This is a genomic window from Rufibacter sediminis, assembly GCF_014269285.1.
Lineage (GTDB): Bacteria > Bacteroidota > Bacteroidia > Cytophagales > Hymenobacteraceae > Nibribacter > Nibribacter sediminis.
This window is the reverse complement of record NZ_JACOAF010000009.1, coordinates 18,238-32,093: the sequence shown is the minus strand read 5'-3', so window position 1 is coordinate 32,093 and position 13,856 is coordinate 18,238. Positions and strand designations below refer to the sequence as shown.

Genomic DNA, 13,856 nt, shown 5'->3' with positions numbered 1-13,856 from the left:
AGCGAGTTTCTTTTCTTCATGATTCTTTTGGTTACTTTTCTCATCCAGGAGAAAAGTGACAAACGCGGGCAGACCGCGACTCCAGCCTTGAGGCTCGGTAGGAAAGATGTGAGGAGCAAAAGCGGATAGCTAACTTGAAAGGCAGTAGAAGTCGTTGGTGAGAACACCAACAACGGCAGGAAAGAGGGAATCTCGGCAGTCATGGCAATGCCTATTTTGAGCCTCACGGCTCACTGAAGTTACAAACTTCAGCTCATTGTAGGTCCAAGTTGGAAACTTGAACCAGGTGTTTTCTTAGAATGTAACGGCTCTACCTTCAAAGGCGGAACGCTTAATGCCCCACCATCACGTCAAAACCAATTCTAGCAAAAAAGAGCCTAGGTGCTAACCTCCTCCATCGGAACAAACGGCGACTTAGGACTTTCGCTGCTGTTGGCGGTGCGGGTCACCGGCAAACTCTCCGGGTAGTGCTGCTGTAGAAAGGTCACCATTTTCTCCCTTACCCAGCAGCGCAAATCAAAGGCACTGGACGAGTCCCCGGCACTGACCAGAATCCGGACTTCCATGGTGCGTTCCTTGAAATCAGTGACCTGTAAAATGCCCACGCGGCCGTCCCACAGATGATTTTGGGGCAGCAGGCGGGTGAGTTCTTTGCGCATTTCCTCCAGTGGTGCGGTGTAGTCCAGGTAAATGAAGACGGTGCCCAGTAACTCAACGGTGGTGCGGGTCCAGTTCTGGAAGGGCTTTTCGATAAAGTAGTTCAAAGGGAGAATGAGCCGGCGCTGGTCCCAGATGCGGACCACCACGTAGGTGAGGGTGATTTCCTCCACCTTGCCCCATTCATTCTCCACCACCAGCACATCATCTATCCGGATGGGTTGGGTGAAGGCGATCTGGAAACCGGCCAGCAGGTTCCCCAGCGAGCGTTGCGCCGCAAAGCCCAGAATCACCCCTACAATCCCCGCAGAGGTAATGAGGCCGGTGCCAATTTTCCTCACCGTGGGGAAGCTCATCAGAATAAGGCTGATGGTGAAGAAAACGATGGTGATGATCACCATTTTCTTCACAAACTGGAGCTGCGTGTAGAGTTTCCGTTCCTTGAAGTTATCGGCTTTGTCAAGTTGGTACTTATGGCGGATTCTGTACTGGGCCACGTACACGCAGCCAATCAAGGTCCAGGCAAACGCGCAGGTGAGCGAAATCTCCACCACGCGCCGGAAAACCTCGAAGGCATCGGGCCGCAGGGGCACCAAAGGCAAAACCGTGGATAAGACCAGTAACGGGAGAAAATAGAAGAGCGGGCGGTCCAGATGTTTCAGGAATCCGGCAATCCAGTACCGGGGAAAGCGGTGGTGGTACGCCGCCAGGAATCTAAACAACAGCCACTTAGCGAATCCGCCTACCAGTAATCCGGCGATGATCACTCCCGTTCCCTGCAAGATCAAGGGCAGGTGGTCCTGGACAATGTGGGGGAGGTTAATCAGCAATTCATCCAGCAATTTCATAAAAGTAAGGCAAAAGCAAGTTCTTCCCTACCGATGAAAGCCTAGAAAGGTTACCTTCTGCCGGTTCTCCCCAGCGTTTCTGCCTGCGGGATAGATGGTACTTTTTGGATGTCCACTAACCTAACCCGGCAAAAGAGAGTAAATATAGGACCAGTACTAACAGCGCGTTCTGTCAGGTCAAAAGGGAATCTACCCCTCTTGGTCCAGCTCTGTAAAAGCAGAGGGCAGAAACCATTTAACGCTTCCTTATGCCTAAGACCATCATTATTTCCAACCGGCTCCCCATCAAAGTTCAACGCACAGAAGACAAGCTGACCTACGAGTCCAGCGAGGGTGGCCTGGCAACCGGATTAGGATCTATCTATAAAACCGATGACAACATCTGGATTGGCTGGCCGGGCACGTACTTCACCGATGAGGCCGAGCAACAGCAGGTCACCAAAGATCTGGCGGAACAAAGCATGTACCCGGTTTTCCTGACCGAGGCCGAGATCCGGGATTTCTACGAGGGATTCAGCAACGAGACCCTGTGGCCCACCTTCCACTACTTCAACCAATACGCCATCTACGAAGACACGTTCTGGGAAGCCTACCAACAGGTGAACCAGAAGTTCTGCCGGGCCGTCATGGAGCTGGCCAACCCCGGTGACACCATCTGGGTGCATGACTACCAGCTGCTGCTGCTGCCCAACCTCATCCGGGAAGAAATGACCGAGAGCACCATCGGGTTCTTTCAGCACATCCCCTTCCCGTCGTACGAGATTTTCCGGCTGCTGCCCTGGCGCGAGCAGATCCTGAAAGGAATGTTGGGTGCCGATCTCATTGGATTCCATACCTATGACGATGCCCGCCACTTCTTGTCCTCGGTGAGCCGGATCGTGGGCCTGAACACCGCGCAAGGCCTCATAGATAACGGCTACCGCAGCATTATGGTAGACGCTTTTCCCATGGGCATCGATGACGAAAAATACGCCTCACTGGCCAGTTCTGAAGAAACCAAAAGCAAGATTGAGGAGTACCGCGAGGCCCTGCAGGAGCAGAAAATCATCCTCTCCATTGACCGTCTTGATTACTCCAAGGGCATTCCGCAACGGTTGCAAGCGTTTGAGCTGTTTTTGAAAGAGCATCCCGAATTCCAGGGGAAGGTGACGCTCTTTATGTTGGTAGTGCCCTCCCGCGACCAGGTGGAGACGTACCGGCAGCTGAAGGAAACCATTGATGAGTTGGTGGGCCGCATCAACAGCTCGTACCGAACCATCACCTGGAACCCCATTCAGTACTTTTACCGCTCGTTCCCCATTGAAGAACTCTCGGCGCTGTACTCCATCGCCGACATTGCCCTGGTAACGCCCATGCGCGACGGCATGAACCTGGTGTGCAAAGAATATATCGCCAGTAAACTGGATAAAAAAGGTGTGCTGGTGCTCAGCGAGATGGCCGGGGCTTCCCGCGAATTAGCCGATGCCTTGCTTATCAACCCCAATGACCTGGGGCAACTGGTGCAGGCCATCCACGCGGCGCTCACCATGCCCGAAGACGAGCAGACCATGCGCATGGAGCACATGCAGGACATCGTGCGGCGCTACAACATCCACCACTGGGTTGAGATTTTCATGAACCGCCTGGATTATATCAAAGTAAAGCAGCAGTCCATGGCCACCCAGTACCTGTCACCAGAAGAAAGTGAGTTGTTGGTCAACAGCTTCAAACCGGCTAAGCAGCGCCTGCTGTTCCTGGACTACGACGGAACGCTCACTTCTTTCACCAAAGACCCCCAGAACGCCCTGCCCGACAAAGAGTTGCTGGCCACGCTGGAGTGTCTCACGCAGGACCCCAAAAACCGCGTGGTCATTGTGAGCGGCCGCGACCGGAAAACGCTGCACAAATGGTTGGGCCACTTGCCCGTGGATTTTATTGCCGAGCACGGGGTCTGGTTCAAGGAGCGCAGCGGCGACTGGGAAATGTTCCAGACGCTGTCCGATGCCTGGAAAACCGAGGTGCGGCCCATCCTGGAGCTGCACGTGAGCCGTACCCCCGGCTCGTTCATTGAGGAGAAGGATTTCTCATTGGTGTGGCATTACCGCAAAGTAGACCGCGCCTTAGCCGAGCTCCGGGCCCGCGAACTAAGCAATTACCTGTTGTTCCTGGCCGCCAACATCAACCTGCAGGTCATGGAGGGCGACAAGATAGTGGAGGTGAAAAACGTTGAGGTGAACAAAGGCGTGGGCAGTACCCGCTGGATGGAGCAATACCCGCATGATTTCATCCTCTGCATCGGCGACGATCGCACCGACGAGGACATGTTCCGGGTAATGCCCGAGGACGCGTTCACCATCAAAGTAGGCAGCGAACGCTCCCTGGCCCGCTTCAACCTGGACAACTCCAAAGAAGTCCGCAAACTGCTGAAGTCCCTGTGTCCGTGAGGCTAGTGCTGTGCTCAGTTGTTGGGTCTTAGTTGCTTGTGATTAGTTGCTAGTGCTCAGGTATTAGTTATTTAGTTTCCTGGTATGGGTTTCCAGTGGTAGGCTTCCCGTCTCGGTAGAGAGATTCGTGCCTTAAGCTGTTTTAGGGCAACTTTCCTGAAAACAGCCCTAAAACAGCAAAGGCCTGCAAAAAAAGCTGGCGCGAGTCTCCAGACTCGTGCCAAAGGGTGAAAGGTAGTCTCCAGACTACCTTCGCTGCCCAGCAGCGAAAGTGCCTTGCCGCTTAATCTCTGCAATCATTCAGAAATCTGTTGTTTCGCCATCCTGCCATGTAGAAATTCATCCATAGGCAAGAAAGTCAATCTTCGATATCAAAACTTGCTGCTACCGCAAACCGGTTAGCAAGACCTTGCAGTGTCCGGAGATTCTGCGAGTGTTTGGGTCAGTAAGCTGTTTTTCCTGGCAGGGAATGTGGTTCACGGCGAGTCTGGAGACTCGCTTCATCTTGTGTCACGAGTCCGGAGACTCGCGCCAGGATCTTGCTTCGCCATATCTTCTGCCGTTCTGTTTCTTCCGCGGTTTTCACTGCCGTCGCTGCTGCTATTCGCTTCCGTTGTTGGTGTTCTCACCAACAACTTCTGGATCGTTTCAAACATCGGCATCTATTTTAAGCCTGTTTTCAGGAAAGAAGGCTTAAAACACCCGTAAACAAGAAAGGCTCACCAAACTGGTGAGCCTTTCTTGTTAAAGCAGATAAACCGAGCACTATAGCAGGAACGACGGTTTGTCCAGGCGTTTCGAGATGCGGTAGGCGGCATTGAGCAAGCCTACGTGGCTGTACGCCTGCGGGAAGTTGCCCCACTGGCTGCCGTCTTTGGAGTCAACGTCTTCGCTGAGCAGGCCCAGGTGGTTCGTGTATTGCAGAATGCTCTCAAACTCGCGGGTGGCGTCTTCCACGCGGCCTACGCAGGCCAGGGCTTCAATGTACCAGAACGCGCAGATCAGGAAAGTGCTTTGCGGCACCCCAAAATCATCGGCGTGTTTGTAGCGGAAGAAGAGCCCTTCGGGGGTTTTGAGTTCTTTCTCCATCGCCTCCAGGTGGGTTTTGGCGCGTTCAGAGGCGGGGTCCAGGTAGTGCATCATAATCAATTGCAGCGTACTGGCGTCCATGTGGTTTTTCCCGATGGCCTGGGTATACACGCCTTGCGCCGGATCGAAGCACTCCTCAATCTTGGCGGCGGCTTCCTCCATCAGTTTGCCGGCCAGTTGGCCGAGTTGCTCATCGCCCATGTAGCGGGCCGCGCTGCGCGCCGCCGAGGCACCCGCCCAGTGGAACAGATAGGTGTAGCAATGGTACTGCGCAAAATCCCGGAACTCCCACAAACCCGCATCAGGCTCGTGCATGGTCTGCTGGATCTTCTCCAGCGTCTTGTAAATCAGGCGTTGCGACTCTATGCGCTCGGCGTCATTAAACCGGCGGTCTACGTACAGCGGCAGCAGGGCCACCAGAATCTGACCGTAGACATCGTTCTGGATGTGCGTGTAGGCATCGTTGCCAATGCGAACGGGTTTGTTGCCCAGGTAACCGTCCAGCTCCAGCTCTATCTCGGTGAGCTTGCTCTGCGCGCTGATGGAGTAGAGTGGCTGGTAGCGTTGCGTGTCTTTGGCCGTGATGTTGGCGATGAAATGGAAATACCGCTCCATCTCCTCAAAGTGCCCGATGTTGTTGAACGCGTTGAGGATGTAGTACGTGTCGCGCATCCAGCAGAAACGGTAATCCCAGTTTCGGCCGCTGCCCGGGTGCTCGGGCAAGCTGGTGGTAGGCGAGGCGATGATGGCGCCGGTGTCTTCGTATTGGTGGATTTTCAAGGCCAAGGCCGAGCGGATGACCTGCTCCTGGAAGAAGTTGCTGATGCTGGTGTTCTTCACCCACATGCGCCAGTAGCGCGTGGTTTGCCGCAGGAATTCCTCTGAGGTGCTCTCCAGGTTGGCTTCCAGCGGAGCGCCGTAGGTGATCACAAAGTACAGCGTCTCATTCAGGACAAAAGGCTGGTCTTCCAGAATGTAGCTCAGAGAGGCATTGGTGGTGAGGCGCACCTCTTCGTCCAGACCCAGAAACGCGATGTGGTTGCTGCTGCGGCGGCGCTTGAGTTCCAGCTGGCCGTAATTGCCCACCGGCCGGCAAGTAGCTTTGATACGCGGCGAGCCCGACAGCGGCTCTACTTTTCTGATGAGCATCAGGGGCTTGTAGTAGCGCTGGTGCTGCCTAAACCGCGGCGCGAAATCGGTGACGCGGTAAGAACCCTCCTGGCAGGTAATCTCGGTGCACAGAATGTTGGTGTTTTCCACATAGTACTGGTGGGACGTGAAATCCTCGGCATCGGGCTTCAGGGAAAACTCACCGCCTTTTTGCCGGTCCATCATGGGGCCAAATACAAAGCTGCTGTCAAAACGGGGCCAACAGAGCCATTCAATGTTCGTGTCTTTGTGAACGAGGGCCAGATAGGCGCAGTTGCCAATTAGCCCCATGTCATAGGTATGTTTCGCCATACGGTTTCTACGGATAGGTGGATAGCCAGTGGATGTCTAAGGTTACATGTACCGTAATAGACGGGTAGAGGTTTCCTGATTTTTTCCGAGACCTCCGCAAGGCGATGTTTTCGGCTTATTTCCTGAAAAACAATCGCTAAACGGGAGTAGCCTTTCCCGGCCGGATTATCAGGTACAAGCGGTTACAGAAATGCCCTAGTTTCCGAAAATCAGGCCCAAAACAGAACCTTTGCTTTGATCAGAAATCCGCTGGGCAAATGAAGTTTCTGGCATTCGTACGCACGTACCCTCGCCAATGTGAAATAGATTGGGCAGCAGAAGGAAGTGGCGGCACTTCTGTTTAAACCTGAGGCGTTCCTATTCCTGCAATCTGGGTGATGGCTGTGAGTTGGGTAACCAGCGCGGCGAAATCTGGCCGTTGCAGTACCTGGGGTTGCAGGCAGGCTTGTTGCAGGCCTCGGAGAGAAGAGACCGTTTCGTGCGCTACTTCCTCCAAGGCGAGATGGTCCAACAGATCTTCCAGCAGATACCCGAAGGCTCTTACTTCCATCCGCTCCAGGGCCGCCGCCAGCTCAGGCTTGGTTTTGTCATAGATGGTTGCCGCCCCGAAGTCACTGAAGAGCGCGTGCCCCGTTTCGTTGACCAGCGTATTATGCGCGTACAGATCGCCGTGCAAGATGCCCCGGGCGTGCAGATGCGCGGCCACGGAAGCAATGCCCGACGCAATGCTGATCACTTCCCGTAGCGGGAACACGGTGCCGGCGGGGTACACATCACGGGTGCAGGATTCAAAGCTGGGCGTGAGACCCAGGTTGCGGTACCCTGCGGGGATCAGCTCCAGCACCAGGCCTTGTTTCTGCGCTGGATGCTGGCTGATTTTGCCCAAGACCTGCACCAGGTGCGGGTGGGCTCCGGCCGCCATACAGGCCTGCATCTCATCCTCCGGGACGCCATCGCTGGTGACTTCGCCTTTGAACACTTTTACCGCCACCGGCTTCGTAACGGCATCAGGGGTTTTCCACTGCGCTTTGGAGATGATGCCGGACGCGCCCTGGCCCAGCACTTCTGCTACCTGTAAGTCAGTCCACGGAACTTCCGGAAGATCGGCTACTACTTGCCCGTGTTGGGTGGCCGGATTACCCGAGAGGGCCAGCCACGACAAGCGGGGCATGGACAGAAGCCAGGCGGGTACTTCTACCAGCTCGTTGGCCGAGATCCGGAGCAGTTCCAGGTTCTGGCAGTTGGCTAATTCCTGAGGGAGGTGGGTCAGTCGGTTGCCGGCCAGCATGAGTTTCTGCATACGGGTGCAGGTGCCAATGGAGCGGGGCAGCGCGGTGATCTGGTTGTTGGTAAGGATGAGCCAGCGGGTGAGCGGCGGCAGGGCACAATCGGGGATGGTTTCAATCTGGCAGGCCTTGAACCCGATCATCTCCAGGGCCGGGCACTGCCCTAGCACCGCCGGGAACTGGGTGAACGCATTGTCTGAGAAGAACGCGATTTTCAGCTTCCGTAGGCGCGCGAAGTCCGGGGGCAAAGACGTGAGGCGGTTGCCGGTTAAGTCCAGTATCTCCAGGGTATCGGCTAAGTCCAGGATATCCAGCGGGAATTCCGTCAAGCCGCAGGAGAGTTTCAGGCGGGTGGCACCTATGAGTTTTCCGGCTTGAAGTTGTGCTAAGGTGGTTAGATCCTGGTCCATGGAGAAAGCTTGTTACGGCGAATGCCACAAAGAAAGCGAATCAGTTGAAATAAGCTTTTCTATTTTGGTGCTGTTTTGACAGAATCAGTCTGAAAAACGGGTTTTAGGAGGTTGTATCAGAAAGGGAAATCTGGCAAAGTCTCCTTCTAAGGGGGTGGGTTTACTTCCGAGTCTTGCTTTCTTCTTGTTGATCCGTGGCTACTTCGTCCGCTGTTGATGTTCTCCCTTCTATAGCGCAGATTCACCCTTCTATGGCGCGGAAGTTACTTCCGTGCCTTTCTTTCTTCTTATTGAGCTATAAGCTGTTGAGCTACCAGCCCGGCCCGCCGTTGTTGGTGTTCTCACCAACAACCAAGTGAACTTCCCTTAAGCAGAAATTCCCCCTTTGAAGGGGGCGAAGGGGGATGTTTACACCTGCTGATCCTTTTTCTTTATTGAGCTTTTGCTACTACGCCCGCCGTTGTTGGTGTTCTCACCAACAACTATGACTGCCTTTCTAATTAGCTATCCGCCTTTACTCTCCACTTCTTTCCTTCCAAGCCTTTAGGCTGGAGTCGCGGTCTGTTCGCGTTTGTCACTTTTCTCCTGGATGAGAAAAGTAACCAAAAGAATCATGAAGAAAAGAAACTCGCTGACGCTCAGACAGTCTTTTCTTCAGTAAAAAGTACCACCTGGTGAAAGCCTTCTGTTTCATAGCAGCCGTGGGCCGTTGCTGCTGGTAGCGTTCTTGCATGCGCTGTCTCGGGACTGGGCTACGCAGGCGGCCCATCGCCGAGACAGCGCATGGGCTGAGTAGGGTTTGGAGCTGCTGCAATGCCTGTAGCGTCCTGCGGACGGGGGAAGGGGCTAGGGGAATCATGTAGGAGGAAACCGGTTTTGGGCGTTATTTTAAAAAAAGAGGCCCAAAACGGAACACTGGTTTTTGAGAATGCGTTAACGCATAAGATGATTCTTTGGGAGTTGCATAAGAATACGGAGGGGAGACCTCCTAAATTTTTATCTATAATCCCTATTAAATTGATAGGAAAACTTGATTTGTAAAAATCGGTACCTACCTTTGTGTCATCTTCATTGACAGACAGATACAGATAACAGACTACATGGTCTTTTCTTCTCACATAAAGCGAATGCGCTTCTGCTGTTGCAGCTCCTGCTGCTGTTGTTGCTAACCTTCGGCAATCAACAAATTCCTTGTGCCCTGCGGCGCACCCCTAACTTCAATTTTCTTACTTAGTATTTTCTTGCCATGGCCTCTTCTTCACAAGAGCAGGTGTCTCAGCTTATACAAGAGACAGAAGGCTTCACCATAGACCAGACGTTCGCGTTGCTGGTCAACCGTTACCCGCAGGCGGTGACGTTCTCCTCCAGCTTCAGCTTTGAAGACCAGGTGATCACGCACCAGATCCTGGAGAACAACGTCCCCATCCGCATTTTCACGCTGGACACCGGCCGCCTTTTCCCGGAGACTTACAGCGTGTGGAGTAGAACCAACGAGGCGTACAACACGCGCATCAAGGCGTACTACCCCAACAATGAGCAGCTGGAGGAGTTTATTCATACTACCGGTCCCAACTCTTTCTACGAGTCTACCCAGAACCGCAAAGACTGCTGCCACATCAGAAAAGTGGAGCCGCTGAAGCGGGCGCTGGCGGGCAACGCCGTCTGGATTACCGGTTTGCGCGCCGAGCACTCGCCGGGCCGCGGCATCCTGCCCAAGTTTGAGTGGGACGAGGGAAACCAGCTCATCAAGTTCCACCCGCTGCTGTACTGGACCACCGACGAGGTGATGGCCTTCATCAAGCAGCACAACATCCCTTACAACAAACTGCACGACAAAGGCTTCATCTCCATTGGCTGCGCGCCTTGTACCCGGGCCATTCAGCCGGGCGAGGATTTCCGGGCCGGCCGGTGGTGGTGGGAAGACGCCAGCAAGAAAGAGTGCGGTTTGCACGTCACCGAGCAGCAGCCCGGCGTGGCGAACTCATTAGCCAAAATCGTTTAGTCAGCATTACAGCGTATGTCAGCATATACCTTAGATTACCTGGATCAGTTAGAATCAGAAGCGATTCATATTTTTAGAGAAGTGGCGGGCCAGTTTGAGCGTCCGGCGCTTCTGTTCTCCGGCGGAAAAGACTCTATTGTGCTGGTGCACCTGGCGCTCAAGGCGTTTAGACCCGGCAAATTCCCTTTCCCGTTGGTGCACATTGATACCGGCCACAACTTCCAGGAAGCCCTGGAGTTCAGAGATTACTTGGCCCACAAGATCAGCGAGAAGCTGATTGTCCGCAACGTGGAGGATACCATCAAAGCCAAAGGCCTCACCGAGCAGAAAGGCAAACTGCCCAGCCGCAACGGTCTGCAGACCTACACCTTGCTGGACACCATTGAAGAATTTGAATTCGATGCCTGCATTGGCGGCGCCCGGCGCGATGAGGAGAAAGCCCGCGCTAAAGAGCGCATCTTCTCCGTGCGTGACGAGTTCGGTTCCTGGGACCCTAAGTTGCAGCGCCCCGAGCTCTGGAATACCTACAACGGCAAAATCAACAAAGGCGAGAACGTGCGCGTGTTCCCCATCAGCAACTGGACCGAATTGGACATCTGGAACTACATCCGCCGCGAGAACATCGAGCTGCCGTCCATCTACTTCGCCCACGAGCGCGAGGTGCTGGAGTTTGATGGTCGCTTGGTGGCTACTAATGAGTTTGTAACGTTGGATCACCATGACGTGATTACCCGCAAAGTAGTCCGTTACCGCACCGTGGGCGACATGACCTGTACCGCCGCCGTTGAGTCCAGCGCCTCTACCTTAGACGACATCATCAACGAGATCATCGCCACCAACACCAGCGAGCGCGGCCAGACCCGCATTGACGACCGCGTGTCCGAGGCCGCCATGGAAGACCGCAAGAAAAACGGCTACTTCTAAGAAGACGCTGGATACTAGACTTTAGATTTTAGACGAAAAACGAAGAATCGCATCCCTCTCTCTTGTCATCCTGAAAGGAACTTGTTGGCGAACGGTAACTGCATTTACTACAACGCTTTTCTAGCTCGCCCACAAGATCTTTCCAAGATGACAAATAGGGGAGAAGAGAAAGGGACTGACTTCGATAAAAATAAAAGAGTGCTTCTGTGAAGAGCCACCGAGGTGTTTAGGAGCCGTTTTCAAGAAAACAACCTTAAAACAAACTCAAGACTCAGCACTCAAGACTCAGAACTCATTTGAAATGGACATTCTAAGATTTTTAACCGCCGGGAGCGTAGACGATGGCAAAAGTACGTTGATTGGGCGCCTGTTGTATGACAGCAAGTCCATCATGGTAGACCAACTGGAAGCCATTGAGCGGAGCACCAAGAACCGCGAAGAAGGCCAGGTAGACCTCGCGCTGCTGACCGATGGTTTACGCGCGGAGCGGGAGCAGGGCATCACCATTGACGTGGCCTACAAATACTTCTCCACGCCTAAGCGTAAATTCATCATCGCGGATACGCCGGGCCACATCCAGTACACCCGCAACATGGTGACCGGCGCGTCTAACTCAGACCTGGCCATCATCTTAATCGATGCCCGCCACGGCGTGGTGGAGCAGACCCGCCGCCACTCCATCATTGTGTCTTTGCTGAACCTGCCGCATGTGGTGGTCGCCATCAACAAAATGGATTTGGTGGATTTCTCCCAGGACAAGTACAACGACATCGTGATTGACTATTCGCAGGTAGCCAAATCATTGGGCCTGAAGAACGTGACCTACATTCCCATCAGCGCGCTGAACGGTGACAACATTGTGGAGAAATCCTCGGCCATGCCGTGGTACGAAGGCGAATCGCTGCTGGGCGTTCTGGAAACCGTGGAGGTCCACGAGGACATTAACCTCACCGAAGGTCGTTTCCCGGTGCAGTACGTCATCCGTCCGCAGACCGAGGAACTGCCTGATTACCGCGGGTACGCCGGCAAGATCATCAGCGGCATCTACCGCAAAGGCGACAAAGTGGTGGTGCAGCCCTCGGGCGTAGAAAGCACCATCTCGGCCGTGGAAGTTGGCGGTGCCGAAGTAGAAGAAGCCTTCGCGCCGCAGAGCGCCGTGCTGCACCTGAAAGATGACGTGGACATCAGCCGCGGCGACATGCTGGTAAAACAGGATGCGCCCGTGCAGGTAGCGCAGGAATTTGAGGTGGTTTTGTGCTGGATGAGCAACACGCCGCTGGTGCCCCGCAACAAATACCTGCTGCAGATCAACAGCCGCACCGTGCGCTGCGTGGTGAAAGAGCTGGAGTACAAACTGAACGTGAACACCCTGGAGAAAGAACTGTCGCCGGTATCGGCGGGGTTGAACGACGTGGTGAAGGCCACCATCAAGACCGCCTCGCCCATCGCCTTTGATTCCTACAAGAAACTCAGAGCCAACGGCGGCGCCATCCTGATTGACGAGACCAGCAACGTAACCGTGGGAGCCTGCATGATTTCCACCGAAGCCACGGACAAACCTTTCTGGCCGGAGATCTAATACGCCCGGAAAGCGAATGCTTTTAGTGTTTTGGAGCTGTTTTTTAGAAAATAACCCCAAAACAGAACGCGGCAACTCAGCTTCACTGGTTTCCACCTGGCGCGAGTCTCCAGACTCGTGCCAAAGGATGAAGCGAGTCTCCAGACTCGCCGGGAACCATGAGCAACGTTGCACGGGAAAGGAGTCTGGAGACTCCACGCATCCCATGTCACGAGTCTGGAGACTCGCGCCAGAGACAAACTGATAAAAGCCGTTTCAGGGCTGGTTTCTTCAAATCAGCCCTGAAACAGAAAACCCCTAAACACCACCGGTTCCTTGACCAGAGCCGTGACTAGACAAACAAAACCATGAGAGCAGGGCAGCAGAAAGGGAAAGTGATCATTGCAGGAGCCGGTCCCGGTGACCCTGACCTGATCACGGTGAAGACGGTAAAAGCATTGCGCCAGGCCGAGGTGATTCTGGTAGACCGGTTGGTGAGCGAGGAAATCCTGGAAACGTACGCGGCGCCCTCGGCGGAGATTGTGTACGTGGGCAAGCAGTGCCGCAGCCACGGCACCACGCCGCAGGCCACCATCAACGAGCTGCTGGTGGAATACGCCCTGCTGGGCAAACGGGTGCTGCGACTGAAAGGCGGAGACGTGTCTATCTTCTCCAACGTGCTGGATGAGCTGCAAAGCCTGGTGGCCCACGAGATTGAGTACGAGATCATCCCCGGCATCACGGCGGCTTTGGGCGCGGCGGCGTACGCGGGCATTCCGCTCACGGCGCGGCAGCACTCCACGGCGGTGCGCTTCCTGACCTATTACACCTACAGCAAACTCACCGAGGATTACTGGCACGAACTGGCCCTGACCGAGGACACGCTGGTGTTCTACATGTCTAGTGAGCGGTTAGCCGAAGTGGTGGAGAAACTCACCCGCCACGGCATTTCTGAGGAGAAACAACTGGCGGTAGTGGAGCAAGCCACCACGCCGCTGCAGCACGTGCAAACCAGCAGCCTGTATGACTACGCGCAGAAGCTGGGCGGCAAGACGTTTGTGTCGCCTTCGCTCGTGATCATTGGCCGGGTGGTGAACCTGCACCATGAGTTCAAATGGTTCACCAACAACCCAAGTAGAGAACATTACTTCAAGCCGGTCGCTGAACAAGTGGGCCTGGTACTTCAATAATTTCAACG

9 protein-coding genes are annotated in these 13,856 nt (G+C 54.5%); 5 read left to right on the top strand and 4 right to left on the bottom strand.

Features of this window, described 5'->3' with window-relative positions; translation table 11 throughout:
• On the bottom strand, positions 1-203 hold a 203-nt coding region (locus H7U12_RS22430), incomplete at its 3' end, for a hypothetical protein (protein ID WP_206683868.1).
• Positions 204-377: 174 nt separating this feature from the next.
• On the bottom strand, positions 378-1,505 hold the full coding sequence (locus H7U12_RS04180) for a mechanosensitive ion channel family protein (RefSeq protein ID WP_186633393.1): 1,128 nt from the start codon (positions 1,503-1,505) through the stop codon (positions 378-380).
• A 248-nt stretch (positions 1,506-1,753) separates the two neighbouring features.
• Here H7U12_RS04180 and H7U12_RS04175 point away from each other — a divergent pair, with 248 nt between their 5' ends.
• Positions 1,754-3,928, top strand: a complete 2,175-nt coding sequence (locus tag H7U12_RS04175; protein ID WP_186633390.1) for a bifunctional alpha,alpha-trehalose-phosphate synthase (UDP-forming)/trehalose-phosphatase — start codon at positions 1,754-1,756, stop codon at positions 3,926-3,928.
• A gap of 765 nt (positions 3,929-4,693) precedes the next feature.
• Here the strand turns inward: H7U12_RS04175 and H7U12_RS04170 are convergent.
• Positions 4,694-6,478, bottom strand: a complete 1,785-nt coding sequence (locus H7U12_RS04170) for a glycoside hydrolase family 15 protein (protein ID WP_186633387.1) — start codon at positions 6,476-6,478, stop codon at positions 4,694-4,696.
• A gap of 340 nt (positions 6,479-6,818) precedes the next feature.
• A complete protein-coding gene (locus H7U12_RS04165) occupies positions 6,819-8,174 on the bottom strand; it encodes a leucine-rich repeat-containing protein kinase family protein (protein ID WP_186633384.1) in 1,356 nt (451 codons plus the stop codon).
• A 1,246-nt stretch (positions 8,175-9,420) separates the two neighbouring features.
• On the opposite strand from H7U12_RS04165, the gene H7U12_RS04160 reads away from it, so the two are divergent.
• The 4 genes from H7U12_RS04160 to cobA all read left to right on the top strand — a co-directional run bounded on the left by H7U12_RS04160 (position 9,421) and on the right by cobA (position 13,848).
• Positions 9,421-10,176, top strand: coding sequence for a phosphoadenylyl-sulfate reductase (locus tag H7U12_RS04160; RefSeq protein ID WP_186633381.1), 756 nt, complete (start codon positions 9,421-9,423; stop codon positions 10,174-10,176).
• A 15-nt stretch (positions 10,177-10,191) separates the two neighbouring features.
• Positions 10,192-11,100: a sulfate adenylyltransferase subunit CysD gene (gene cysD / locus H7U12_RS04155; RefSeq protein WP_186633376.1), complete on the top strand. Its 909-nt coding sequence runs from the start codon at positions 10,192-10,194 to the stop codon at positions 11,098-11,100.
• A gap of 301 nt (positions 11,101-11,401) precedes the next feature.
• Positions 11,402-12,679, top strand: a complete 1,278-nt coding sequence (locus H7U12_RS04150; RefSeq protein WP_186633373.1) for a sulfate adenylyltransferase subunit 1 — start codon at positions 11,402-11,404, stop codon at positions 12,677-12,679.
• A 347-nt stretch (positions 12,680-13,026) separates the two neighbouring features.
• Positions 13,027-13,848 (top strand): uroporphyrinogen-III C-methyltransferase, encoded by an 822-nt coding sequence (cobA, locus tag H7U12_RS04145; protein ID WP_186633370.1) that lies wholly within the window; start codon positions 13,027-13,029, stop codon positions 13,846-13,848.
• Positions 13,849-13,856 lie beyond the last annotated feature (8 nt).